Annotated in this window: 24 protein-coding genes and 1 riboswitch; of the genes, 13 read left to right on the top strand and 11 right to left on the bottom strand. The window is 72.9% G+C overall.

All coding sequences use genetic code 11. The features are described 5' to 3' along the window. Positions 1-145: 145 nt before the first annotated feature. From ACZ63I_RS34560 to ACZ63I_RS34575, 4 genes are all read right to left on the bottom strand, one after another. Positions 146-1,678 (bottom strand): cobyric acid synthase, encoded by a 1,533-nt coding sequence (locus ACZ63I_RS34560; RefSeq protein WP_469343471.1) that lies wholly within the window; start codon positions 1,676-1,678, stop codon positions 146-148. Next, complete coding sequence (locus ACZ63I_RS34565; RefSeq protein WP_469343472.1) at positions 1,675-2,634, bottom strand: cobalamin biosynthesis protein; 960 nt, start codon at positions 2,632-2,634, stop codon at positions 1,675-1,677. Before ACZ63I_RS34565 ends, ACZ63I_RS34560 begins: the two co-directional genes overlap by 4 nt. 33 nt (positions 2,635-2,667) lie before the next feature. Then, positions 2,668-2,790: riboswitch (cobalamin riboswitch) on the bottom strand. 111 nt (positions 2,791-2,901) lie between these two features. Beyond that, positions 2,902-3,099 (bottom strand): hypothetical protein, encoded by a 198-nt coding sequence (locus ACZ63I_RS34570; RefSeq protein ID WP_041991036.1) that lies wholly within the window; start codon positions 3,097-3,099, stop codon positions 2,902-2,904. Between the two features lie 12 nt (positions 3,100-3,111). Then, positions 3,112-4,329: an inorganic phosphate transporter gene (locus ACZ63I_RS34575; protein WP_469343474.1), complete on the bottom strand. Its 1,218-nt coding sequence runs from the start codon at positions 4,327-4,329 to the stop codon at positions 3,112-3,114. Positions 4,330-4,470: 141 nt separating this feature from the next. Between ACZ63I_RS34575 and ACZ63I_RS34580 the strand changes: the two genes are divergently transcribed. From ACZ63I_RS34580 to ACZ63I_RS34590, 3 genes are all read left to right on the top strand, one after another. Beyond that, complete coding sequence (locus tag ACZ63I_RS34580) at positions 4,471-5,187, top strand: class II aldolase/adducin family protein (protein ID WP_469343475.1); 717 nt, start codon at positions 4,471-4,473, stop codon at positions 5,185-5,187. Positions 5,188-5,290: 103 nt separating this feature from the next. Beyond that, a complete protein-coding gene (locus tag ACZ63I_RS34585; RefSeq protein WP_469343477.1) occupies positions 5,291-6,418 on the top strand; it encodes an alpha/beta hydrolase in 1,128 nt (375 codons plus the stop codon). Between the two features lie 185 nt (positions 6,419-6,603). Further along, a complete protein-coding gene (locus ACZ63I_RS34590) occupies positions 6,604-7,938 on the top strand; it encodes a hypothetical protein (RefSeq protein ID WP_469343542.1) in 1,335 nt (444 codons plus the stop codon). A 46-nt stretch (positions 7,939-7,984) separates the two neighbouring features. On the opposite strand, the gene ACZ63I_RS34595 is transcribed toward ACZ63I_RS34590, so the two are convergent. Then, a complete protein-coding gene (locus ACZ63I_RS34595; protein WP_469343478.1) occupies positions 7,985-8,386 on the bottom strand; it encodes a VOC family protein in 402 nt (133 codons plus the stop codon). Between the two features lie 256 nt (positions 8,387-8,642). Between ACZ63I_RS34595 and ACZ63I_RS34600 the strand changes: the two genes are divergently transcribed. The 3 genes from ACZ63I_RS34600 (at position 8,643) to ACZ63I_RS34610 (ending at position 11,816) form a co-directional block, all read left to right on the top strand. Continuing rightward, entirely contained in the window at positions 8,643-10,241 is a 1,599-nt protein-coding gene (locus ACZ63I_RS34600) for an ABC-F family ATP-binding cassette domain-containing protein (protein ID WP_469343480.1), read from the top strand. 416 nt (positions 10,242-10,657) lie between these two features. Next, positions 10,658-10,879 carry a helix-turn-helix domain-containing protein gene (locus ACZ63I_RS34605; protein ID WP_006123601.1) on the top strand — a complete coding sequence of 74 codons (222 nt, stop codon included), beginning with the start codon at positions 10,658-10,660 and terminating at the stop codon, positions 10,877-10,879. Positions 10,880-11,024: 145 nt separating this feature from the next. Beyond that, positions 11,025-11,816, top strand: a complete 792-nt coding sequence (locus ACZ63I_RS34610) for an enoyl-CoA hydratase/isomerase family protein (protein ID WP_469343482.1) — start codon at positions 11,025-11,027, stop codon at positions 11,814-11,816. A 477-nt stretch (positions 11,817-12,293) separates the two neighbouring features. Here the strand turns inward: ACZ63I_RS34610 and ACZ63I_RS34615 are convergent, their stop codons facing one another. Beyond that, the gene (locus ACZ63I_RS34615; RefSeq protein ID WP_469343484.1) at positions 12,294-13,019 is read right to left on the bottom strand and encodes a hypothetical protein; all 726 of its coding nucleotides are present in this window, start codon (positions 13,017-13,019) and stop codon (positions 12,294-12,296) included. Between the two features lie 93 nt (positions 13,020-13,112). Here ACZ63I_RS34615 and ACZ63I_RS34620 point away from each other — a divergent pair, with 93 nt between their 5' ends. From ACZ63I_RS34620 to amaP, 5 genes are read left to right on the top strand one after another with little or no spacing between them, the layout of a single operon-like run. Continuing rightward, positions 13,113-13,589, top strand: a complete 477-nt coding sequence (locus ACZ63I_RS34620) for an Asp23/Gls24 family envelope stress response protein (RefSeq protein WP_469343486.1) — start codon at positions 13,113-13,115, stop codon at positions 13,587-13,589. A 42-nt stretch (positions 13,590-13,631) separates the two neighbouring features. Further along, positions 13,632-13,823: a hypothetical protein gene (locus ACZ63I_RS34625; RefSeq protein WP_041991053.1), complete on the top strand. Its 192-nt coding sequence runs from the start codon at positions 13,632-13,634 to the stop codon at positions 13,821-13,823. A 5-nt stretch (positions 13,824-13,828) separates the two neighbouring features. Further along, on the top strand, positions 13,829-14,176 hold the full coding sequence (locus ACZ63I_RS34630; RefSeq protein ID WP_469343487.1) for an Asp23/Gls24 family envelope stress response protein: 348 nt from the start codon (positions 13,829-13,831) through the stop codon (positions 14,174-14,176). Next, positions 14,173-14,901, top strand: a complete 729-nt coding sequence (locus ACZ63I_RS34635) for a DUF6286 domain-containing protein (RefSeq protein ID WP_469343488.1) — start codon at positions 14,173-14,175, stop codon at positions 14,899-14,901. Before ACZ63I_RS34630 ends, ACZ63I_RS34635 begins: the two co-directional genes overlap by 4 nt. A 4-nt stretch (positions 14,902-14,905) precedes the next feature. Continuing rightward, a complete protein-coding gene (gene amaP, locus ACZ63I_RS34640) occupies positions 14,906-15,484 on the top strand; it encodes an alkaline shock response membrane anchor protein AmaP (protein ID WP_469343489.1) in 579 nt (192 codons plus the stop codon). 458 nt (positions 15,485-15,942) lie between these two features. Here the strand turns inward: amaP and ACZ63I_RS34645 are convergent, their stop codons facing one another. Next, positions 15,943-16,773, bottom strand: coding sequence for a helix-turn-helix transcriptional regulator (locus tag ACZ63I_RS34645; protein WP_469343490.1), 831 nt, complete (start codon positions 16,771-16,773; stop codon positions 15,943-15,945). A gap of 101 nt (positions 16,774-16,874) precedes the next feature. On the opposite strand from ACZ63I_RS34645, the gene ACZ63I_RS34650 reads away from it, so the two are divergent. Beyond that, entirely contained in the window at positions 16,875-17,582 is a 708-nt protein-coding gene (locus ACZ63I_RS34650; protein WP_469343491.1) for an SDR family oxidoreductase, read from the top strand. Positions 17,583-17,619: 37 nt separating this feature from the next. Here the strand turns inward: ACZ63I_RS34650 and ACZ63I_RS34655 are convergent, their stop codons facing one another. The 4 genes from ACZ63I_RS34655 to ACZ63I_RS34670 form a co-directional block, all read right to left on the bottom strand. Continuing rightward, entirely contained in the window at positions 17,620-18,375 is a 756-nt protein-coding gene (locus tag ACZ63I_RS34655) for an SDR family oxidoreductase (RefSeq protein WP_469343492.1), read from the bottom strand. 5 nt (positions 18,376-18,380) lie between these two features. Next, positions 18,381-20,165 (bottom strand): glycoside hydrolase family 15 protein, encoded by a 1,785-nt coding sequence (locus tag ACZ63I_RS34660; protein WP_469343493.1) that lies wholly within the window; start codon positions 20,163-20,165, stop codon positions 18,381-18,383. A 43-nt stretch (positions 20,166-20,208) separates the two neighbouring features. Next, positions 20,209-21,006, bottom strand: coding sequence for an SURF1 family cytochrome oxidase biogenesis protein (locus tag ACZ63I_RS34665; protein ID WP_469343494.1), 798 nt, complete (start codon positions 21,004-21,006; stop codon positions 20,209-20,211). A gap of 871 nt (positions 21,007-21,877) precedes the next feature. Next, positions 21,878-22,882 (bottom strand): DEDDh family exonuclease, encoded by a 1,005-nt coding sequence (locus ACZ63I_RS34670; RefSeq protein ID WP_469343496.1) that lies wholly within the window; start codon positions 22,880-22,882, stop codon positions 21,878-21,880. Between the two features lie 58 nt (positions 22,883-22,940). Here ACZ63I_RS34670 and ACZ63I_RS34675 point away from each other — a divergent pair, with 58 nt between their 5' ends. Then, positions 22,941-23,663, top strand: a complete 723-nt coding sequence (locus ACZ63I_RS34675) for a VIT1/CCC1 transporter family protein (RefSeq protein WP_469343497.1) — start codon at positions 22,941-22,943, stop codon at positions 23,661-23,663. Positions 23,664-23,714 lie beyond the last annotated feature (51 nt).

The raw sequence follows: 23,714 nt of genomic DNA on the forward strand, positions 1-23,714 counted from the left end.
GGCGCATGTCCGGGTGCAGCCTGTGTGGGACGAGTACGCGCCGTAAATCGTGCAGCGCAGGACACGACCCCGGAACGGCCCCCGGCGACAACCGCCACCAAGACCCGCAACCCCCGCCGGACGGCGACACCGCGTCGGACGGCGTTCACGGCGCGCCCGGCGGGACGAATCGCAGCCCCGTCGGGGCCCCCGACTCGATCAGGCTCAGCAGCGCGTCCGTGTCGGCGTGCTCCTCGATCAGATCGCCCAGCACGTCGAGCTGCGCCTCCCGCAGCGTCCCGAAACTCGTGTCCGGCGCGGGCACGAACCGCCGCCCCGCCTCCCGTGCCACCTCCGTCAGGAACCGCCGCCGGAACGCGTCGCTCTCCAGCGCCCCGTGCCAGTGCGTCCCCCGCACCGCGCCCACCCGGCAGCCGTCCAGCGCGAGCCCCGCCCCGTCGACCACGAACGGCTCGCCGCCGCGCACATCCGCCACGCCGTGGTGGATCTCGTACCCCTCGACGGCCTCGCCCAGCGCGTGCCCCACCGGTCGTGCCAGCGTCTTCGCCACGGCGAACCGCACCCGCACGGGCAGCAGTCCGAGCCCCGGCACCACCCCGGCGCGCGACTCGACGTCGTCCTCGACCAGTTCGCCGAGCATCTGGTACCCGCCGCAGATCCCCAGCACGGGACGGCCGTCCGCGGCCCGCCGGGCTATCGCCTCGGCCAGGCCGCGCCCCCGCAGCCAGCCGAGCGCCTGCACCGTGCCGCGTGTGCCGGGCACCACCACGAGGTCGGCGTCGGCCAGTTCCTCGGGCCGGTCCACGAACCGCACCACCACACCCGGTTCGGCCGCCAGCGCGTCCACATCGGTGAAGTTGGACATCAGCGGCACCGCGCACACCGCGACCCGCAGTACGTCCTCGCCGTGCGGCGGCGCGCCGTTCGACTCGCGTACGGTGCCGTGCTGCGACACCCGCAGCCCGTCCTCCTCGTCGATGCCGAGCCCGGTCCGCCAGGGCAGCACCCCGTAGGTGGCACGCCCGGTCAGCCCCCGCAGCATGTCGAGCCCCGGCTCCAGCAGTGACACGTCGCCGCGGAACTTGTTGATCAGGTATCCGGCGACCAGAGACTGGTCCGCCTCGCTCAGCAGTGCCGTCGTGCCGAAGAACGAGGCGAAGACCCCGCCCCTGTCGATGTCTCCGACGATCACGACCGGCAGCCGGGCGGCCCGCGCGATGCCCATGTTCACGATGTCGGTACGGCGCAGATTGATCTCGGCGGGACTGCCGGCGCCTTCGCAGATCACCGCGTCGTACGTGCTCCGCAGCTCCTCCAGGCAGTCCAGCACGGGCCGGAGCAGCTCGGCCTGCCGGCCGCCGTGGTAGCCGCGTGCGCTCAGCTCGCCCACCGGCCGCCCCATGAGGATCACTTGACTGGTGCGGTCGCCGCCCGGCTTCAGCAGCACCGGATTCATCAGCGCCGTCGGCTCGACCCTCGCGGCCTGTGCCTGCATCGCCTGGGCCCGGCCGATCTCCGCGCCCTCGCGTGTCACGAACGAGTTGAGCGACATGTTCTGGCCCTTGAAGGGCGCGACCTTCACCCCCTGGCGCACCAGCCACCGGCAGATTCCCGCCGTGACGACGCTCTTGCCCGCGTCGGACGTCGTGCCGGCGACCAGCAGCCCACCGCCCCTCATATCGACCCCCTCCTGGCCGCGAACCGGCCCACCGCGCAGACGCCGAGCGTGAGCCAGGTGACGCGCCGGGAGAGCCGTACCGCCCGTTCGATGTCGGCGACCTCGACAGGACGTCCCGCCGCCCCGTTCAGCACCGGCCGGTGCTCGACCCGGCCGCCGTACGCGAGGGTGCCGCCGAGCCGTACGCCCAGCGCACCGGCGAACGCCGCTTCCACCGGGCCCGCGTTGGGGCTCGGATGGCGGGCAGCGTCGGCGCGTACGGCCCGCAGCGCGCCGCGCGGGTCGCCGCCGCAGGCGGTCGCCAGCGCGGCGGTGAGCCGGGCCCCCGGCCAGCCGGCCAGGTCGTCGAGCCGGGCCGAGGCCCAGCCGAAGCGGCGGTAGGCGGCGGACTTGTGGCCGACCATCGCGTCGAGGGTGTTCACGGCGCGGAACCCGACCAGTCCCGGCACCCCGGCGACCGCGCCCCACACGAGCGCGCCCACCACGGCGTCGGAGGTGTTCTCCGCGACGGACTCGACCACGGCGCGTGCCATCTGCCGCTCGTCCAGGGCCTGCGGATCACGCCCGCAGAGCCGGGGGAGCAGCGTACGGGCCCGCTCGGTGTCCCCGGCGCTCAGCGCGGCCCCGACGGCGCGCGCCTCCCGGCCCAGGGAGGTGCCGCCCACGACCGCCCAGGTCGCTGCGGCGGTCAGTACGACGGACGCGGTGCGCCGGTCGCGTACGAGGCGGGTGGCGAGCGCGGCGGCGCCGGTGGCGCTCGCGACGCACACCGCCGTGTGCAGGGCGCCCCAGCCCCGGTGGTCGCGCCACAGGACGCGCTCGACGGCGCCCGCCGAGCGTCCGAAGGCGGCGACGGGGTGTCCCCGCCGGGGGTCGGCGAACAGCAGGTCGGCCAGGAGTCCGGCGGTGGCGCCGTAGGCGAAGACCCGCTCGGCGGCTGGACCGCGGCCAGGCATGGCGAAGTGTCCTCACTCAGGGTCCGCGCCCCGGCTCGACGTGAAGCGGCGGCGAGAGTTCCTGGCTCCTGGGCGTCGCGCTCTCCCAGTGACAGTGGCGGGACCGCGCCGGATTCGCACCGGCTTCCTCTGCTTGCCACCGCGGGACCGGCGCGAACCGGTCCCTTTCGGTCTCGGCAGTCCACCACGCTGCGAGAACAGCCGTCAACTCACCCTTGACCTGCGGTCGAGGGTGAGCGGGACGGTGCGGTGCGGGGCGGGGGCCGGTCAGGCGACGATGAGGAAGATCCCGTACGCGACGGCCGCCGCGCACAGGGCGAAGCAGGCGTACGCGCCGGACACGGCGGTCGCCGAGCCCTGCTTGGAGAGGCCGATGACCCCGAGGGTGAACAGGCCAACCAGCGCGACGGTGGCCACCAGGCTGACCCCGAAGACGGAGCCGAGAGCCGCCCAGTCGATTTCCATGCTGTTCCGTCCTTACGCCGTGGCCGAGGCCGCTGTGGTGGGAGCCGCCGCTGCGGGTGCGGCAGCGGGCGCCGGGATCGTGGCCGTCAGATCCTGCGGGAGTCCGACGGACACCGGAACCACGTCGTCCGCAGCGCCGACCACGTTCGTGGCGTCCACAGGCCGGCGGCGCGAGGCGCGCCAGATCCCCGCCGACACCAGGACGAGCAGCGCGGCGACGACGGCGACGCCCCAGGGGCCCCGTCCGGTCAGGAACTCGGCGCCCGCCGCCACCAGACCCGCGGCGGGCAGGGTCAGACACCACGCGACGGCCATCCGGGTCGCGGTGGACCAGTGGACCACCCCGCCCTTGCGGCCGAGCCCCGCGCCCATCACGGCACCGGAGCACGCCTGTGTCGTGGAGAGCGAGAAACCGAGGTGGGAGGAGGCGAGGATGACGGTCGCCGCGCTGGTCTGGGCCGCGAAGCCCTGCTGCGGCTTGAGGGTGGTGAGGCCGGTGCCCATGGTGCGGATGATGCGCCAGCCGCCGAGGTAGGTGCCGAGCGCGATGGCCGTGCCCGCCGACACGATGACCCACAGCGGCGGGTTGGACCCGGGCGCCAGCACACCGCCGGTGACCAGGGCGAGGGTGATCACACCCATCGTCTTCTGCGCGTCGTTGGTGCCGTGGGCGAGGGAGACGAGAGCGGCGGAGGCGATCTGCCCCGCCCGGTACCCCTTGGCGGTGTCCTTCTCGTCGGTGTGCCGGCCGATCCGGTACGTCAGCCGGGTGGCGGCCGTCGCCGCCAGCCCCGCGACGACCGGCGCGGCGAGGGCCGGGATGAGCACCTTGGTGACGACGACCCCGCCGTTGACCCCCGACGTACCGACGGACATCAGGGTGGCGCCGATCAGACCTCCGAAGAGGGCGTGCGAGGAGCTGGACGGCAGGCCCAGCAGCCAGGTGAAGAGATTCCACAGGATGGCGCCGACGAGTGCGGCGAAGATGACTTCGGTCCTGATGCCCTGTTCGTTGATGAGGCCGCCGGAGATGGTCTTGGCGACCTCGACCGACAGGAAGGCGCCGACGAGATTGAGGGCGGCGGACATGGCCACCGCGATCTTTGGCTGGAGAGCGCCGGTCGAGATGGTCGTCGCCATCGCGTTGGCGGTGTCGTGGAAACCGTTCGTGAAATCGAACACGAGAGCCGTCGCGATCACGATCGCGAGCAGCAGCGTGAGGTGCTCCATGCGGTTCAGGCAATCGAATCAGAGTGAACGGAAGATGAACTAGGCCGGTATTTGAGGTGTCTCTGTCCCGGGTGGACCGCAAGGCGGGCCGCGGACCGCACCGCACTGCCCGAATTGCGGCCCGCCTGACAGGATCTGCGCATGACAGAGCACCGGACACAGCCGCCCACGACACGGTCCCAGCCACCCTCGCGGCGGCCGGCCGCCGTGGACGACGAGGCGGTCAGGCAGGCCTGGCAGGACGTCGTCGCCACCGCCCGCAGGACGGCCGCCGAAGGACTTGTCGTCGGCACGTCGGGCAACGTGTCGGCCCGCGTCGGCGATCTCGTCCTCGTCACCCCGAGCGCCGTGCCGTACGACCGGCTGACCGCCGACGACACCGTGGCCGTCCGGCTCGACGGGGAGCAGGTGGCCGGAGCCCTCCCGCCGACCAGCGAACTGCCGCTGCATCTGGCGGTCTACCGCAGCACCCCGGCCACCGCCGTCGTGCACACCCACGCCGTGCACGCCACCGCCGTCTCCACGCTCGTCCCCGAGCTGCCGCTGATCCACTACATGGCGGCCGCCCTGGGCGGCCCGGTCCGCGTCGCGCCGTACGCCACGTACGGGACGGACCAGCTCGCCGCGTACATGCTCGAAGCGCTGCGCGACCGCAGCGCCTGCCTGCTGCGCAACCACGGCACGGTCGCCTACGGCGCCACCCTCGACCAGGCGTACGACCGCACGGCCCAGCTCGAATGGATGTGCCGCCTGTGGCTGACCGCCTCCGCGGTGCCCGGACACACCCCGACGCTGCTCTCCGAGGCGGAGCTGGCCGAGGTGACGGAGAAACTGAAGGGGTACGGCAAGCAGAACTGACCGCCCAGGACCGCCGCGACCCGCGCCGCGACCGGCCGTGTCGAATGTCACCGGTGGTCCCCGTCCACTGGCGGCCGGGGCCGACGGTCACCACACTGTGAGGGTGCGCCCGGCAACAGCGACGGCAGCAGCCGTCACCACGATGATCGGTGTCGGCGCGGCCGCGATCGCGGCCGGCCGGTACGCCAGCGACGCGGCGCTCAAGCCGCCCCCCGGGCGCGCCCTGCCCGGCGACCCCAGACTGACCGTGCACGCGACGGCGGCGGGACAGATCACCCTGACCCGCTCCTTCGCCTCCCTGCGCCCCGGCACGTACGGACTCCAGGCGCCCGGCATCCACGCCGTCGTCGGACCCGTGCTGCCCGACGTGGACCACTCGCCGGACACCGTCGTACGCCGCCTGGAGCGCGTCAGCCACGGCAAGCTCACCCCGGGCAGCCGGGTGCGGCTCACCCCGCAGGTGCACAGCGGCGACCCGGCGACCGCCCTCGGCCTCGACCACCAGGACGTCGAGATCCCCGGCGAACTCGGCATGCTGCCCGCCTGGTTCGTGCCCGGCGTACGCGAGACCTGGGTGATCACCACGCACGGCCTCGGCACGACACGCGAACACCCCCTGAACGTCCTGGACTTCCTCGCGGCGCAGCGCTTCCCCGTGCTGGACCTCGCCTACCGCGGCGACGCCGGAGCGCCCAAGTCCCCCGACGGGATCGGCCATCTCGGCGACTCCGAATGGCGCGACCTGGAAGCGGCCGTCCGGCACGCGGTCCGGCACGGCGCGCAGAGCGTCCTGCTCTACGGCTGGTCGACCGGCGCGTCGATGGCGCTGCGGGTGGCGACCGACTCCGCCATGGCGGGGCGGGTCAGCGGCCTCATCCTGGACTCGCCCGTCCTGGACTGGCAGGCCACCCTGCGCGCCCTGGCCGCCGCGCGCCGCACCCCGGGACCGCTGCTGCCGCTCGCCGTGCGCGCCGCCCAGGGCAGGACCGGGCTGACCGGCAACCGGCTGCTGCGGGCCACCGACGCCCGGCATCTGCGGGTGCCGACCCTGATCATCCACGGCCCCGACGACACGCTCGCCCCGTGGGGCCCGTCCCGGCAGCTCGCCGCGCACCGCCCCGAAATGGTCACCCTGCACACCGTTCCGCAAGCGCCGCACGCCGCGATGTGGAATGCGGATCCCGACGGCTACGAAGAGACGCTGCGCCGCTTCCTCACCCCCCTGATGTAACGCCCGGAGCAGCCGGAACACCCGCGCGCCCACGGCCGTCCCGAGCCCGGCGCCGGGGCTGCGTTCCGCCCTCGCCGGACCGATCCGGCAGGTTCCGTTTGGGCTTTCGGGCAGTCACCGGGAAGACTGCTCTCGTGACGTCCCGAAAGCCTGATGAGCAATTGGCGCGCAACTCCAGACTCAGAATCGTCCGTTCGCGGCCGGTGGCCTCGGCGCGACGGGCCGTGACCGACGGGCGCAACCGGCCGGCCCCCCGCCCGCCCGAGGGCACTCCGCCCCAGGCGGAGCTGGCCCGCCAGGCGAGGGCGGTGCTCGCCGACGCCGTACGGATCGCCCGCTGGGCGGCCGTCGACCGGGACCCGGGAGCCGGCAGGCTCGGTGAGCAGGCCCAGGAACGGGCGGCGGCAGCGCTGGAGTTGTCACCCGCTCAGGTGCGCGCCGCATGGGACCGGGCCAGGCTGGCCGGACTCGTCGAGCTGCACGACGGCGCCGTGCGCCCCGGCTGGCGGCTGCACGCCTGGGACCGCGACGACAGCGCCGTACTGCGCGGCTGGGTCGCCCTCTTCGACGCCTGGTCGCTGGTCCACCCCGCCCCCGCCGACGTCGAACCCGCGACCGTCGCCGAGGTCGTCGAAGCGCTGCCCCAGGTCCTCTCCCTCCTCCAGCTCTCGGCCGGGCCCGTGACCGCCCCCGCCCTGCTCGACCTGTTGCGCAAGCGCGTCGCCGAACTCCACGAGGAGCGCTGCGAGGTGCCGTACGCGCCCGGCGCCGCGGCGGCGGACCCGACCGCCGTCACCGTCCCGCTCTCGCCGCTGCTGCACTGGGCCCTGGAGGGCCTGGCATCGGTCGGCGCGCTGATCCTCGGCGAGGGCCAGGCGACCCTCACCCCGCTCGGCAACTGGGCGGTGTGGGTCAAGCTGGAGCAGATCTGCGTCGCAGCCCAGAGCCCGGCGGGCAACATCGAGCAGTCGGCGCAGGAGATGCTCCGCGGCTGCGCGGGACTCACCCCGGGCCCCGCCCGCGCCGAGTACCGCGCCTGGCTCGCCGCCCGCACGGCCAGCAGCGCCATCAGCGAACTCCTCACCGTCGCACGCGGCGAGGACGCGCTGCTGCGCGGTCTGGCCTTCGAGGCACTGCGCGTCGTCGGCGCGCCCGCCGAACCCGCCGTACGGGCAGCGGCAGCCGACACCTCCCTGCGCCCCTACGCGCTCCTCTGGCTCGCCGAGTACGAGGGCGCCGACCCCGACGACGCCTCCGAGGTTCTTACCCGCGAGGAGTCGACCTGGCTGTGGGTGGACACCGCCGCTGCCGTCGCCGACCACGGCGAGAGCGCGCTGCTCGTACGCCACCTGGACTCGGCGGTGCAGGGCAACGTCCCCGCGCTCCTCGACGAGGTACGCGCCGTCGGCCATCCCCGTACGGTCCAGGTGCTGGTCGCCCTGGCGGCGGCGCACCCCGACCCGGCGCTGGCCAAGGCGGTCCGCAGGGCGGCCTTCCAGGTGCACAACGGAGGCGCCTGAGCACCCCGGCCCCCGGCCCTCCTCCCGGCAGCCGGGCCGCCCCCCCTCAGACTTCGGCCCCCGGCGCGTACGTACCGAAGCTCCAGACGTTGCCCTCGGCGTCCCGCGCGATGTAGTCGCGGGAGCCGTAGTCCTGGTCCATGGGGTCCATCAGGATCTCCACGCCCTGCTCGACCGCCCGCGCGTGATGCGCGTCCACGTCCTCGACGACCACATAGACGCCGACCGGGCCCCCGTCACCCATCGCCTCGGCGAAGACGCCCTCCCGGCCCTTCGCGCCCAGCATCACCATCCCGTTCCCGCACGACAGCTCCGCGTGGGCCACCGTGCCGTCCTCGGCCTCGTACACCGCGACTTCGGTGAATCCGAAACCCTCCTTCAGCGTCCTGATGGCGGCCTTCGGGTCCGCGTACAGAATCGTCGGGTAAATGCTCGGAACCCCGGCCATATGGACCAGCCCCTTCGCAGACTCGATGGCGCAAGCTCGAATGTGACCTGGATCTCAGTCTCGCACCGACCACTGACAATCCGCCCGCCCGCCGCCTGGTCAGCGCGGGCAGCGGCGCCGCGACGGGGCGGGAAGGCAGTCGCGGCGGGCGGTTAGACTGGGCGTCATGGCATTTCTCCTCCTTGTGCATTAGCCGGCGTCGAAGCACTTCCTCCGCCTGTCCTTCCGCCGTCCAATACCGCCCTGGAGTCTTTCCGTGATCACCGCAACCGGTGTCGAACTGCGCGCCGGCGCCCGCGTCCTCATCGAGTCCGCCTCGTTCCGTATCGCCAAAGGCGACCGCATCGGCCTGGTCGGCCGCAACGGCGCGGGCAAGACCACCCTCACCAAGTGCCTCGCGGGTGAGGGCATCCCCGCCGCCGGCACCATCACCCGCTCCGGCGAGGTCGGCTATCTGCCGCAGGACCCCCGCACCGGCGATCTCGACGTGCTCGCCCGCGACCGCGTCCTGTCCGCGCGCGACCTCGACTCCGTGCTGAAGAAGATGCGCGAGAACGAGGAGCGGATGGCGAACGGCAAGGGCGCCACCCGCGAGAAGGCCATGCGCAAGTACGAGCGCCTGGAGACCGAGTTCCTGACCAAGGGCGGCTACGCGGCCGAGGCGGAGGCCGCCACCATCGCCGCCGCGCTCGGCCTGCCCGACCGGGTGCTCGGCCAGCCGCTGCACACCCTCTCGGGCGGTCAGCGGCGCCGCATCGAACTGGCCCGCATCCTCTTCTCCGACGCCGACACCCTGCTGCTCGACGAGCCGACGAACCACCTCGACGCCGACTCCATCGCCTGGCTGCGCGACTACCTCAAGACGTACCGCGGCGGCTTCATCGTCATCTCCCACGACGTCGAACTGGTCGAGACGGTCGTCAACAAGGTCTTCTACCTGGACGCCAACCGCTCCCACATCGACGTCTACAACATGGGCTGGAAGCTCTACCAGCAGCAGCGCGAGTCGGACGAGAAGCGCCGCAAGCGCGAGCGCGCCAACGCGGAGAAGAAGGCCGCCACGCTGAACTCGCAGGCCGACAAGATGCGCGCCAAGGCGACCAAGACCGTGGCCGCGCAGAACATGGCCCGCAGGGCCGAGCGGCTGCTGTCGGGCCTTGAGCAGGTGCGCATGTCCGACAAGGTCGCCAAGCTGCGCTTCCCCGAGCCCGCCCCCTGCGGCAAGACACCGCTGACGGCCGAGAGCCTGTCGAAGTCGTACGGCTCGCTGGAGATCTTCACCGATGTCGACCTGGCCGTCGACAAGGGCTCCCGCGTCGTCATCCTCGGCCTCAACGGCGCCGGCAAGACCACGCTGCTGCGGCTGCTCGCGGGCGTCGAGAAGCCGGACACCGGCCAGGTGACCCCCGGGCACGGGCTCAAGCTCGGCTACTACGCCCAGGAGCACGAGACGCTCGACCCCGACCGCACGGTCCTGGAGAACATGCGCTCCTCGGCCCCCGACCTGGATCTGGTCGAGGTCCGCAAGACCCTCGGCTCCTTCCTCTTCTCCGGCGACGACGTCGACAAGCCGGCCGGGGTGCTCTCCGGCGGGGAGAAGACCCGGCTCGCGCTGGCCACCCTCGTGGTGTCCGCGGCCAACGTGCTCCTCCTGGACGAGCCGACGAACAACCTCGACCCGGCCAGCCGCGAGGAGATCCTCGGGGCGCTGCGCACCTACAAGGGCGCCGTCATCCTCGTCACGCACGACGAGGGCGCGGTCCACGCGCTGGAACCGGAGCGGATCATTCTGCTGCCCGACGGGGTCGAGGACCTGTGGGGCGCCGACTACGCGGATCTGGTCGCGCTCGCCTGAGCCTTGCTCGCCTGATCGGCGCAGGTCCCACGGCGATCCGCGCTGATCCGGGGATGATCCGGGGGCGATCCGAGGGGTGATCCACTCCTTGTCGATCATTCGTATGGATCATTCGGCTGAGCGGTGATCCATCATCTGAGTGAGGGCGTCTACTCTTCCGGCGTGGCAACGCGTCGATCGCGCCTTGATCGTCTCCGCCCTGGACTTTTCCCTGACACGCGCCGCTGACCTGGCATTTTTCCGGAAAATTCCAGCAAGATCCGTTGGTGCGACGTCTGGAATATCGGATTCCGCTCGTGCTGGAGTCTTGAAGTGAGCCAAAGCTCGTCGTACGGACCTTGCCGAATGGGTGGCCAGGACGCCCCGGAGGGGTGATCATGAGAAGTCCAGAGCGCACTTCCCATGAGGAGGCACGGGTGGCCGAGACTCTGAAGAAGGGCAGCCGGGTAACCGGCGCCGCGCGCGACAAGCTCGCGGCAGACCTGAAGAAGAAATACGACTCCGGTGCGAGCATCCGGGCGCTGGCCGAGGAAACCGGCCGCTCCTACGGATTCGTCCACCGGATGCTCAGCGAGTCCGGAGTCACGCTGCGGGGACGCGGCGGAGCCACGCGAGGCAAGAAGGCCGCTTCGGCCTGACGACCGAGCGTCGCTTCTCCGGCCACCGGTTCGGACGGTGGCCACCCGGTCGGTCAAGCGATCATCCGGGTGGTTACTGTGCAGTCACTTAGCTCCCTGTGTGCTGCGCTGACTGCGCGCTGTCTGCCCGAACCGGAGGCGTCCCATGACTTCACTCGATCCCCTACTCGACAAGGACGGCGTACGGCTCACTGTCGATGACGCCGTTGCCACGGTGACGCTGACCAATCCGGCCAAACGCAACGCCCAGTCTCCCGCTCTGTGGCGGGCGTTGACCGAGGCCGGAACGGCACTGCCGGGCAGTGTGCGGGTCGTCGTGGTGCGGGGCGAGGGCAAATCCTTCTCCGCCGGCCTCGACCGGCAGGCGTTCACCCCTGAGGGCTTCGACGGCGAGCCGTCCTTCCACGACCTCGCGCAGGGCTCCGAAGCGGACCTTGACGCGGCCATCGCCGGCTACCAGGCCGGATTCACCTGGCTGCGGCAGAGCGACCTCGTGTCGGTCGCCGCGGTCCAGGGCCATGCGATCGGGGCCGGATTCCAGCTCGCGCTCGCCTGCGACCTGCGGATCGTCGCCGAGGACGTGCAGTTCTCGATGCGCGAGACCAGCCTCGGCATCGTTCCCGACCTGGCCGGCACCCATCCGCTGGTCGGGCTCGTCGGCTATGCCCGCGCGCTGGAGATCTGCGTGACGGGCCGCTACGTACAGGCGGCGGAGGCCGAGCGCGTCGGCCTCGCCAACCTGGTGGTACCCGAGGCCGAACTCGACGCCGCCGTAAGGGACTTGACCGCCGCGCTGACCGCCGCGCCGCGGGACGCGGTCATCGAGACGAAGGCGCTGCTGCGCGGCGCGTCGAGCCGTACGTACGACGAACAGCGCGCGGCGGAACGCGCGGCCCAGGGGCGCCGCCTGCGCGACCTGGCGGGCCTGGGCGACTAGGTCGCGTCCGCGACGGTCTCGTCCGACCCCCGGCGGGGCCGGTACGTGCGCTCGCACGCGGCGTTGCGGAGCTGCTCGGGCAGGTCCGGCTCGCTCCGCTGCAAGGGTGCTGCGGCCCGGCGGGCGGCTGGTACGCAGGCACGCATGCAGCAGCCGCCCGCCGGCCCCGGCCCGAGGATCTGCCGGGCTCGCGCGTCCCGGCGGCGCGCCTCGCGGCGGTGCCGCCGGTCGACGCCGCGTCCCCTTCGGCCTCCGTGCCGATCGGCACGGCAGACCCCAGGGCCTGTCTGACACGCAGCGCCGTCCGCCCGCAGGGCGGGGCTCAGGGCTTGCGGAGGCTGGCGCGTGCGACCGCAGGGCGGAGGGTCGTCCTCGTACCGGACATACCCCACGAGCGCCACGAGCCCCACGAGCCCGGCAACGCAGCGAGCGTGCGTGCCGGACGCCGCAAGCCGGGCGGGATGTGCCGGACAGGCCCTAGTACGCGTCCTGGTCCCTGCCCGGGTGTTCCACCGCCGTGATCACCACGGCCACCGGCGGGGCGCCCGGTACGGCTGCCGTGAGCGCCGCGCGTACCGCTCGTGCCACGTCCGGCGGGCGGTGGCCCGCCGCCGTCGCCAGCTCCACCCGTACGTGGTCGGCGGCCACCTCCACCGCCTCGCCCAGCGTCCCGGTCAGATGCGCGACGCCCGGCACCTCCGTCACCGTCAGCGCCGCCGCGCTGTCCGGATCGACCGCCGGTACCCCGACCGGCCCAATGGGCTCCGTCGAATCGTCCGGGCCGTCCAGCAGGCCGGTGACCCGCAGGTCAACCTCGTCCACGATCAGCCCGAGCCGCTCCGTCGCACAGGCGACCAGCGCCGCGCGCAGCCGGGCCGCCACGGCCGGCAGCGGCTCGCCCACCAGCGCGCCGAACTCCCCTTCGATCAGCAGCGGCCCAGGCGGCAGCGCGCTCGGCGGGGCCGGTACCGCCGGTGTGCCCGCACTTGCCGGGTCGTGCAGGGACACCCGCAGCCGGCCCGGCACCACGCCGGGTACGGCCGCGGCGGCCAGCCGCAGCTCGGCCGTCGCCGCCTGCTCGGCCAGCCATGCCCCGTCGGCGGCGGCGCCCAGCGGCAGCAGCCTGCCCAGGCCGAGCCGCTCCCGTACCGCCGCCGTCCATCCGTCGGAGCCGTGCCCGTCGGTGCTCTGCGCAGTCTTCATTGCTCCAGCCTGCCGTATCGGTGGCGCGAGACGCCGTAAGCACACCTAATGTGAGCGATGAAGTCCAAACCGTCCGGAAAGGTACGAATGGCGATGTCGGAGACCACAGCGCGTAACCAGTCGGAGTCCTCTGAGCAGTCCGACAGGGCACAGTCCCTGACGAAGCGCGGCGGCGGCCCCGCCGGGGCGCGCGGCCGTACCACCATCGCCGACGGTGTGGTGGAGAAGATCGCCGGGCTCGCGGCGCGTGACGTGTTCGGCGTGCACGCCATGGGCAGCGGCATGTCCCGTACCTTCGGCGCCGTGCGCGACCGGGTCCCGGGCGGCGGCAAGTCCGTGAGCCGCGGGGTGAAGGCCGAGGTCGGCGAGGTGCAGACGGCCCTCGACCTGGAGATCGTCGTGGACTACGGCGTGGCGATCGCCGACGTGGCCCGCGAGGTGCGCGAGAACGTCATCTCCGCCGTCGAGCGGATGACAGGCCTTGAGGTCGTCGAGGTCAACATCTCGGTCAGCGACGTGAAGCTGCCCGACGAGGAGGACGACGACGACCAGGAGTCACGGCTCCAGTAGCGGACGGGCGGCGTGGCTGAGCGCGGACGACAGGAGATCAGGATGAGTATGGCGATGGTCGGCCTGTTGGCCGGAATGGCACTCGCGTTCGCCGGTTACTTCGGCGGGTTCGGCGCCTTTGTGCTGGTGGCCGCTTTGGGGGCGATCGGATATGTGGCAGGCCGGTTCGCCGACGGCGATCTGGAACCGGGCGACTTCTTCCGCAGTCGCGACCGCGACGACCGGCGGCGGTGACGCGCGTGGCCGGTGACCGGGTGGCACCCGCCGAGCGTGGAGCGACCGCGATCGCTGACCGGGTGGTCGCGAAGATCGCCGCGCAGGCGGCGCGCGAGGCACTGGACGGCGTGCCGGTCGACGCCGAGCCGCCGCACGCGACGGTGTCGGTCAAGCACGACACCGCCCGGGTGCGGATCGGCGTCGAGCTGGACTACCCCTGCGACATCGGCGCGCAGTGCGGCGCCGTACGGCACCAGGTCGCCGAGCGGGTGCACACGTTGGCGGGGATGGAAGTGCCCGAGGTGGCGGTACGGGTGGAGCGGCTGCACTCCGTGCACTCCCGTGGCGGGGAGAAGGGGAAGATCCGATGAGCGAGCGAGCGGCCGAAGCCGGCGGGTCGGGGTCGGCCACGCGGTACGACCCGTCGCGGCCGGACGGACCGTACGGGCCCGGCGGTCCCGGTGGCCAGGGCGGACCCGGCGGCCAAGGCGGCCGTGGCGGCCCCGGCGGTCCCGACGGCCTGGACGAGGGCGCGACCGCCGCGACCAACGCGAAGGCGGGCCGCTTCTGGTCCGCGCGCCGGGTGCCCGCGGCCATCGTCGCCGCGATCCTGCTCGGCGCGTCCGGGCTGCTGCTGTACGACGTCGTCGCCGTACGGGCGGGCCGGCCCGCGATGTACTGGCGGCGCGAACTCGCCAAGAAACTCGCCCACGAGCACCTGGACGACACCTGGGCACTGGTCGGCGCCGGTATCGCGATGGCGCTCGGCCTGTGGCTGATCGCGCTCGCCCTCACCGCGGGACTGCGGTCGTTGCTGCCGATGCGGCGCGGCTCCACCCAGGTGCGGGCCGGCATCGACCGGGACGCGGCGGCCCTGGTGCTGCGCGACCGGGCGATGGAGGTCTCCGGTGTCCAGTCGGTGCGGGTCAAGGTGAAGCGCCACAAGGTGAAGGCCCGCGCCCAGTCGCACTTCCGTGAACTCGACGACGTACGGGCCGACCTGGACGAGGCGCTGGGCGCCGGCGTCGACGAACTCGGCCTGGCGAAGCAGCCCGGACTCAAGCTCCGTGTCCGCAGGCCCAAGAAGAAGGGGTGACCGGATGCTCCGGCTGGTCAACCGTGTACTGCTGGGCCTCGTCGGTCTGGTGCTGCTCTGCGGAGGCGGCATCGTCGTCGCGCGGGGCGCGGACTGGTCCGTACCGTCCTGGTGGCCCTACACCGGCAAGCACGACGTACTGCTGAGCCACGCGGACCGCTACCGCTGGCGCGACCAGGGCTGGTGGTGGCCGGTCGTCATCGCGGTCCTGGCGGTCCTGCTGCTCCTCGCGCTGTGGTGGCTGCTGACCCAGCCGCGCCGCGCCAGGCTGGGCGAGCTGCTGGTCGACAGCGGCGACGGCGAGGGCGCGGTCCTGCGCGGCCGGGCGCTGGAGAACGTCCTGGAGAACGAGTCCCAGTCCCTGGACGGCGTGGCCCGCGCCCGGGTCCTGCTGACGGGCCGCCGCAGAACCCCCGCAGCGCGGGTACGCCTCCTGCTGCAACCACACGCGTCCCCGGGCGAAGCCCTACGCCGCCTGACGACGGAGGCGGTGGCGAACGCCCGCGACTCGGCGGGCCTGGACAAACTCCCCACGGAGGTCCGCCTGAAAGCGGCCAAACACCACGCGGACCGCGTGACGTAACGCCCCGGGCGCGCGCTCGCCGAAGCCGAACACGCACCACCCGGCCGTGCCCGGCCACCGGGCCGCGTCGGCCGTCTGGCCGCGCCCGTTGTCCGGCCACGCCCGGCTACGTCGGCTGTCCGGCCACATGCACCGTCCTGCGGTGCTCGCTACCGGGCGGTGCTCGCTACCGGGCGGTGCTCGCTACCGGGCGGTGCTCGCCACCCGGCGGTGCTCGCCACCCGGCCGTGCTCGCCACCCGGCCGTGCTCGCCACCCGGCCGTGCTCGCCACCCGGCCGTGCTCGCCACCCGGCCGTGCTCGCCACCCGGCCGGAAGCCCTGTTAGCTCCGCTACAGGGCTTCCGGCCACCTTGCGGACACGCCGCCGCGACTGTGCTGCGGCCGCGGCGACGCGGTCGACGGGGCCAGAGACCGGACCGGGACAGGGACAGGGCGGCCAGGCCCGGGACGGCGGGCCCTAGCCGACCAAGCTCTGCGTGCCCAGCACGCCCAGCAGCGCCAAGCGCTCCGCGTCCGCCGTCCCCGGTTCCGCCGTGTAGATCATGATCCGGACGTCGCTGCCCGCCACGCTCAGCACATCGCAGTCCAGGGTCAGCGCGCCCACCTGCGGGTGGTCCACGGTCTTGCGGGACGCCTCGATGTGGCCGACCGCTCCGGCGTCCCACAGCTCCGCGAACCGCGCGCTGTTCGTGCGTAGTTCGGTGATCAGCCGGCGCAGCCGCTGGTCCGCCGGGTAGCGGTTGGACGCCGCGCGCAACTCCGCCACCTGGGCCGTTTCCAGCGCGCGCAGTGACTCGGGGGTGTGGCGCACACGGCTGCCGGAGCCGAGGAAGTTGCGCCATACGCCGTTGCGTTCGTCGCCGCGGCGCTCGCCCATCAGCGCCGTGTACAGCGGATTGGCCAGCAACTGCGTCCAACTGGCGTCGAAGACCGCGACGGGTGTCCCGGCCAGCCGGTCCAGCAGGCGCTGGACGCTCGGTGTGAGGTACGCCGGTACCGTGCCCTGGCCCGGCGGTACGAGTCCGGCGGCGTGGAACAGGTGCTCCCGCTCGGCTGCCGACACGCGCAGGGCCCTACCCAGGGCCTCGACGACCTGCTCCGACGGGTTGGTCGCGCGGCCCTGTTCGAGCCGCGTGACGTAGTCGACGGAGATCCCGGCCAGCAGCGCCAGCTCCTCGCGGCGCAGCCCCGGGGCGCGGCGGTGCTCCCCTGCGGACAGGCCCGCCGCCTCCGGCGGGACCCGGTCGCGCCAGCGCCGTACCGTACGCCCGAATTCAGTGGTGGCCATGACACCACTGTGCACCGCCGCGGTCGGATCGTCCTGGTACTGGCAGTCCCAGGAAGACCGGACTGCTGGCTGACCTCCCGGCTCCGGCGCAAGGTGGATATATGACATCAACACTGATCACAGGAGCGAACAAGGGGATCGGCTTCGAGGCCGCCCGCCAGCTCGTGGCCGCGGGCCACACCGTCTACGTAGGAAGCCGGGACGCCGAGCGCGGCCGGCAGGCCGCCGAGCAGCTCGGCGCGCGTGCGGTCCAGCTCGACATCACCGACGACGCGTCCGTCGCCGCTGCCGTGAAGACCATCGAGGCCGACGGAGGACTTGACGTACTGGTCAACAACGCCGGCATCGAGGAGCGCGGCGAGCACAACGTCGTGATCGGCCCCGCCGACGTCACCGCCGACCTGATGCGCAAGACGTTCGAGACGAACGTCTTCGGCACGGTCCGCGCCCTGCACGCCTTTCTGCCCCTGCTGGAGCGTTCCGCCGCACCCGTCGTGGTCAACGTCAGCAGCGGCCTCGGCTCGATGGCCCAGGTCACCGACCCCAGCGGCCTCACCTACGGCTACCCCGGCGTCGCCTACCCGGCGTCCAAGGCCGCCGTCAACATGATCACCGTGCAGTACGCGAAGGCGTTCCCGCACATCCGGATCAACGCGGTGGACCCCGGCTTCACCAAGACCGACCTGAACGGGAACACCGGCGTCCAGACCGTGGAGCAGGGCGCAGAGGCCATCGTGCGGCTGGCGCAGACCGGCCCCGAAGGCCCCACCGGCGGCTTCTTCGACGCCAAGGGCACCGTCCGATGGTAGCCAGGTAGCCAGGTAGCCGGGCCAGGCGTCGGCAGGCTCAGTAGCCGTGCCGCGCGCCCCCGTCCACCGGCACCATCAGCCCCGTCAGATACGACGCCGCCGGCGACAGCAAAAACGCGGCCGTCCTGCCGAACTCGTCTGCGGTGCCGTACCTGCGCAGCGGGATACGCGCCTCCTGCGCCGCCTTCGCCGCCACCGGGTCACCGCCCAGCGCGTCCAGTTCGCGCACCCGGTCCGTGTCGATACGCGACGGCAGCAGCCCGACCACCCGGACACCGCGCGGACCCACCTCGTCCGCCAGGGACTTCGCGAACCCCGCGAGCCCCGGGCGCAGTCCGTTGGAGATCGTCAGACCGGGGATCGGCTCGTGCACGGAGCCCGACAGCACCAGACCGACGACACCGCCCTCGCCCAGCTCCCCGGCCGCCGTACGGGCCAGCCGTACCGCGCCGAGGAAGACCGTCTCGAACGCCGTACGCCACTGCTCCTCCGTGGTGCCCGCCGCCGACCCGGGCGGCGGGCCGCCGACGCTGATCAGTACGCCGTCGAAGCGGCCGAACCGCTCACGGGCGATGTCGATCAGCCGCTGGGCCGCCGCCGGATCGGCGTTGTCGGCGGCGATGCCCAGCGCACCCGCGCCCAGCTCCGCCGCCGCCTCGGCGACCCGCTTGCCGTCCCGCGCCGAGACGACCACCTTCGCGCCGTCGGCGACCAGCGCACGCGCCGCCGCGTGGCCGAGCCCCCGCGAACCACCCGTCACGACATACACACGGTCCCGCAGTCCCAGATCCATGCCGCCTATCCTGCCGTGCCGTCGTCGGCGAGAGCCAGGGCGGTCACCACCAGGCCGATATGGCTGAACGCCTGCGGGAAGTTGCCGAGCTGCCGGCCCGCCGCCGGGTCGTACTCCTCGGACAGCAGACCTACGTCGTTGCGCAGCTCCAGCAGCCGCTCGAAGAGTTCCTCCGCCTCCGCCGTACGCCCCGTCATGTGCAGCGCGTCCGCCAGCCAGAACGAGCAGACCAGGAACGTGCCCTCGGAGCCGGGCAGTCCGTCGGTCTGCGGGCCCGTCGTCGTGTAGCGGCGGACCAGGCCCTCGCGGCCCAGCTCCGCCCGTACCGCGTCGACCGTCCCCACCACCCGGGGGTCGTCGGGCGGCAGGAAGCCGACGCGGGGGATGAGCAGCGTCGCCGCGTCCAGCTCCGCCGAGCCGTACGACTGCGTGAAGGTGTTGCGTACCGGGTCGTACCCCTTCTCGCACACCTCCCGGTGCACCTCGTCCCGCATCGCGCGCCAGCGCTTCACGTCCCCCTCCAGCGAAGGGTCCGACTCCAGCGTCCGTACGGCCCGGTCGGCCGCCACCCACGCCATCACCTTGGAGTGCACGAAGTGCCGGCGCGGCCCCCGCACCTCCCACAGCCCCTCGTCCGGCTCGCGCCACTTCGATTCGAGGAAGCCCAGCAGACTCAACTGCAGCGCCCAGATGTGCCGCTCGGTGGGAATGCCCGCCGCCCGCGCCACATGGAGGGAGTCCATGACCTCCCCGTACACGTCGAGCTGGAGCTGGTTGACCGCCTCGTTGCCGATGCGCACGGGCGCGGAGCCGGCGAATCCGCTCAGCCAGGGCAGCTCCATCTCCGGCAGCCTGCGTTCACCGCCGAGCCCGTACATGATCTGCAGGTCCGCCGGGTCGCCGGCGACGGCGCGCAGCAGCCAGTCGCGCCAGGCCACGGCCTCTTCCTGATAGCCGGCCGCCAGCAGCGCCCCCAGCACGAGCGTCGAGTCGCGCAGCCAGCAGTAGCGGTAGTCCCAGTTACGCACCCCGCCCATCTCCTCGGGCAGCGAGGTCGTGGGGGCGGCGACGATGCCGCCGGTCGGCGCGTAGATCAGCGCCTTGAGGGTGATCAGCGAGCGCATCACGGCCGCCCGGTGCGGGCCTTCGTACCGGCAGTGGGTGGCCCACTTCTCCCAGTCCTCCAGGCTGTCGGCCAACTGCTCGAAGGGGTCTATGAGCGGCGGGCGTTCGCGGTGCGACGGGTGCCAGGTCATGATGAACGACACCTTCTCGCCCGCGCTGACCGTGAACGCGGAACAGGTGCTGTAGTGCTGGCCCCAGGTCTTGACCTCGGGCTCGCTGCGCAGCCAGACGGAGTCGGGTCCCGCGACCGCCACCCGGTGGCCGTCGGAGCGGCGCATCCACGGCACGATCGAGCCGTAGTCGAAGCGCAGCCGCAGCGTGGACGACATCTCGACGGAACCGCTGACGCACTCGACGATCCGCACGATGTCGGGGGCCACGTCGCGCTGGGGCATGAAGTCGGTGACCCGGACGGTGCCGGTACGGGTCTCCCAGACGGATTCGAGGATCAGCGACTCGCCGACGTAGCTGCGGCTCGTGCAGTCACCGGCGCCGGCGGGCGCCAGCCGCCAGTGGCCGTTGTCCTCGTCGCCGAGGAGGGCGGCGAAGCAGGCCGCGGAGTCGAAGCGCGGCAGGCACAGCCAGTCGATGGAGCCGTTCCTGCCGACGAGGGCCGCGGTCTGCAGATCGCCGATGAGTGCGTAGTCCTCGATGCGTTGGGTCACGCCTGGCCCTCTTCCCGCCCGACAGGCGGGTTAAGCAGGGGCGTTACACAGCGGCCGGGGTGGCGGGCGCCTGTTCGGGAGCGCTGTCGGCGGCGGCCGCCTGCCGGTCGCGCTTCTCACGCCGTACGAGCACCACCCAGCCGACGGGCACACCGGCGACGAACAGCCACCACTGCACCGCGTACGCCATGTGCGGCCCGATCGAGCTGTGGTCGGGGTCGTGGATCTGCTCGGGGCTGCCGCCGTGCGGTACGGGGGCGGTCTGCGCGATGTAGCCGCCGAGCACCCGCAGCCCGGTGAGCTTCGCCTGCTGCTTGCTGTTGATGAGCATGACCTGGCGCGGCGGCAGCCCGCCGACGTCCTTGATGCCGCTGGCCGCCGTCGTCTCGTCACCCTGGAGCAGCCCGGTGACGGTGACCACGCCCTTCGGGGTGGCCGGGATCTTCGGGAAGGCCCGCTGGTCGCCGTTGGAGGGGATCCAGCCGCGGTTGACGATGACGGCCCGGCCGTCGCGCAGGACGAGCGGGATCAGCACGTGGTACCCGACCTCGCCGTCGTTGGACGTCCTGCGCCGTACGACGACCTCGTGCGCGGGGTCGTACGTACCGGTGGCGGTCACCCGCCGCCAGTAGTCGGCCTCGGGCACGGTGTGGCCGGGGGACGTGAGGTCCTGGACGGGGAGGGGCTTCGCCTGGAGGTTGTCCGCTATCAGGGTGTTCTGCGCGACCTTGCTCTCGTGCCGGTGAAGCTGCCAGAACCCCAGCTTGATCATCACGGGGATGAGCACGAGGGCGAGGAGGGTGAGGGTCACCCACTGCCGGGACAACAGGAAGCGGTACACGCCTTCGACGGTACCCGCCACCGAATGCCCCCGGGACGCGGGGTGCGGGTTGGACCCGGTCGGGCGCGGTCGGGCGCGCCGCGCCCGGGTGGCCGGTTCGGTTCCGGAGGCCACCGGGGCGATCGGCGCGCCGTGCCGGCCCCGGCGGATCCGCCCGGCCGCCGGGTATCTCGTGGCGCCGCGCCACGGGGCTGTACGGACGCGGGCGGGGGGTGCGGTCGCCTGGCCGCGCCCGGCCGCCGGGTGGTCTCGTGGCGTCGCCGGCGTGCCGTCGGGCGGTGGTGCCGCGGGGCTGTACGGACCTGGGCGAGCGGTTCGGGTTCGGAGGCCGGAGGCCGAGGGGCGATCGGCGCGCCGCGCCCGGCCGCCCGGTGCCTCTGCCGCTGGGCGGGGCCGGAACCCGGGCGGGCAGCTCGGGACTGCCGCCGGGTGCGCGTGCCGCGCCGCAGTCGGCTGCCGACCTGCCTTCGCGGGTCGTTTCCGCCCGCCACCCGGGTCGGCCCGCCCGCCCGTGGGGCCGGTCGGTGGTGCCGCGGGGTTGGACCCGGACGGTTCCGGCCGACCGGCATCCGCGAAGCGCCGTCGCTCGCCCGCGTGGCAGCGATCCGGGCTCAGGCCGTCCTCGGCCGATGGTGCAGCCGGTTGCTCTTGCCGGGATCTGTACGGCGCGGGTCGGTGGCGACTCGGGGTCAGGTCCTGGGCCGTTGCCTCCGGCCGTCCCGGCCCGTTCGCGCCCCGCCGCCTCAGCCGCGGGGCTCCCGTTGGCGATGACTCGGCGTCAGCCCCCGCCGTCGCCGGCGAGCTTCCCGCCCGTCGCCCCGGCGGCTACCGAGCCGCTCACGGCTCCAGTCGGCCGGACCCGGGCGGGTCGTCAGGTCCGGTCCGGCGGGGGCTTTCCCGGCGTCGGGGACGGGGCCACGTCGCGTAGTAGCTGGGTGAAGGCCGCCTCGTCGATCACGGGGGTTCCGTAGGCCGCCGCCTTCACGTTCTTCGACGTTGTCGACCTCGGGTCGTTGGTGACCAGCAGGCTCGTCAGGCGGGACACGCTCGTGGCGACGTGCAGGCCCGCCTCGACCGCGCGGTCCTCCAGCAGGTCGCGGTCGACGGACGTGTCGCCCGAGAACGCCACCCGCATGCCCTGGGTCAGCGGGCCGCCCGGCTCGTAGCGGCCCGGGTTGGGGTACGGGCACGTGGGGCGTTTGCGGGAGGGGCGCCAGCTTGTCTGCTGACGGTACGACGGCTGGTAGCCGACGCGGGGTCTGGCCGGGGCGTCCGACCACTCGGTGAGGGGCAGACACTCCAGCAGCGGCAGCCGGACGCCCGTCCTGGCCGCCGTGAGCAGGCTCGGCCGGAACGCCTCGGCGAGCACCCGCGCGTCGTCCAGCGCGTGGTGCGCGCGCTGCTGTACGACCCCGAAGTGCGCGGCCAGCGACTCCAGTTTGTGGTTGGGCAGCGGCAGCGCCAGCTCCTTGGAGAGCGCGATGGTGCACAGCCGCTGCCGGGTCGGCGCCGTACGTCCCGCCCGTGCGTACTCCCGCGCGATCATCGACCAGTCGAAGATCGCGTTGTGCGCGACGAGCACCCGGCCGTCCAGCCGCTCCGCGAACTCCGCCGCGATCTCGGGGAACAGCGGCGCGCCTTCGAGCACATCACTCGTCAGGCCGTGGATCCATACGGGTCCTGGGTCGCGCTCCGGGTTGACGAGCGTGTACCAGTGGTCCTCGACCTCGCCTCGCGCATCCAGCCGGTAGACGGCAGCCGACACTATCCGGTCGTCCCGGGCGAGTCCGGTGGTCTCGACGTCCACGACCGCGTACCCCTGGGGGTAGGCGGCCGGCCACGTCGCTGCAGTCGTATGGTCGTCGAGCATGGTCACAGAGAATACGGGCCGGGGCTGACACTCCCGCCCCCCGGTCGGATGAGACCCTCCCGTGGTGACAGACACGAATCTTGCCAAGTCCGGCGGAGAGCCGCACAACACGTCCCTCGGCTCCCGGCTCAACTGGCTGCGGGCCGGGGTGCTCGGCGCCAACGACGGCATCGTCTCCACGGCGGGTCTCGTGGTGGGAGTGGCCGGAGCCACCGACTCCCGGTCCGCGCTGCTGACGGCGGGACTCGCCGGGCTGCTGGCCGGTTCGATGTCGATGGCGGCCGGCGAATACGTCTCGGTCTCCACCCAGCGGGACTCGGAGAAGGCGGCGCTGGCGCTGGAGAAGCGCGAGCTGCGCGAACAGCCCGAGGCCGAACTCGAAGAACTCACCGGGCTGTTGGCCGAGCGCGGACTGTCGCGCGAGGTGGCGCACGAGGCGGCCCGGCAGTTGACGGAGCGTGACGCGCTGCGCGCCCACGCCAGTGAGGAGCTGGGCATCGACCCCGACGACCTCACCAACCCGTGGCACGCGGCGGGCGCGAGCTTCCTCGCGTTCACGGTGGGCGCCCTGCTCCCGCTGCTCGCCATCGTGCTGCCGCCGCACGGGCTGCGGCTCCTGGTGACGGTCCTTTCGGTACTGGCGGCGCTGGCCCTGACGGGCTGGGGGAGCGCCCGGCTCGGCGCCGCGCCGGTCGGCCGCGCCGTGCTGCGCAACATGGGCGGGGGAGCGGTGGCGATGGCGGTCACCTACGCGGCGGGAGCGCTGCTGGGCGCGGCGGGCGCATGAGAGCGCGGCAGGGGCGTGAGAGCGCGGCGGGCGCATGAGAGCGCGGGCCGC

This window comes from Streptomyces sp. NPDC087906 (assembly GCF_055584925.1).

Coding starts and splice junctions, on each gene's coding strand:
- ACZ63I_RS34575 (WP_469343474.1), bottom strand. CDS start 4,329: ATGGAGCACCTCACGCTGCTGCTCGCGATCGTGATCGCGACGGCTCTC.
- ACZ63I_RS34625 (WP_041991053.1), top strand. CDS start 13,632: ATGAGTATGGCGATGGTCGGCCTGTTGGCCGGAATGGCACTCGCGTTC.
- ACZ63I_RS34620 (WP_469343486.1), top strand. CDS start 13,113: ATGTCGGAGACCACAGCGCGTAACCAGTCGGAGTCCTCTGAGCAGTCC.
- ACZ63I_RS34615 (WP_469343484.1), bottom strand. CDS start 13,019: ATGAAGACTGCGCAGAGCACCGACGGGCACGGCTCCGACGGATGGACG.
- ACZ63I_RS34565 (WP_469343472.1), bottom strand. CDS start 2,634: ATGCCTGGCCGCGGTCCAGCCGCCGAGCGGGTCTTCGCCTACGGCGCC.
- ACZ63I_RS34560 (WP_469343471.1), bottom strand. CDS start 1,678: ATGAGGGGCGGTGGGCTGCTGGTCGCCGGCACGACGTCCGACGCGGGC.
- ACZ63I_RS34650 (WP_469343491.1), top strand. CDS start 16,875: ATGACATCAACACTGATCACAGGAGCGAACAAGGGGATCGGCTTCGAG.
- ACZ63I_RS34655 (WP_469343492.1), bottom strand. CDS start 18,375: ATGGATCTGGGACTGCGGGACCGTGTGTATGTCGTGACGGGTGGTTCG.
- ACZ63I_RS34595 (WP_469343478.1), bottom strand. CDS start 8,386: ATGGCCGGGGTTCCGAGCATTTACCCGACGATTCTGTACGCGGACCCG.
- amaP (WP_469343489.1), top strand. CDS start 14,906: ATGCTCCGGCTGGTCAACCGTGTACTGCTGGGCCTCGTCGGTCTGGTG.
- ACZ63I_RS34580 (WP_469343475.1), top strand. CDS start 4,471: ATGACAGAGCACCGGACACAGCCGCCCACGACACGGTCCCAGCCACCC.
- ACZ63I_RS34645 (WP_469343490.1), bottom strand. CDS start 16,773: ATGGCCACCACTGAATTCGGGCGTACGGTACGGCGCTGGCGCGACCGG.
- ACZ63I_RS34610 (WP_469343482.1), top strand. CDS start 11,025: ATGACTTCACTCGATCCCCTACTCGACAAGGACGGCGTACGGCTCACT.
- ACZ63I_RS34635 (WP_469343488.1), top strand. CDS start 14,173: ATGAGCGAGCGAGCGGCCGAAGCCGGCGGGTCGGGGTCGGCCACGCGG.
- ACZ63I_RS34570 (WP_041991036.1), bottom strand. CDS start 3,099: ATGGAAATCGACTGGGCGGCTCTCGGCTCCGTCTTCGGGGTCAGCCTG.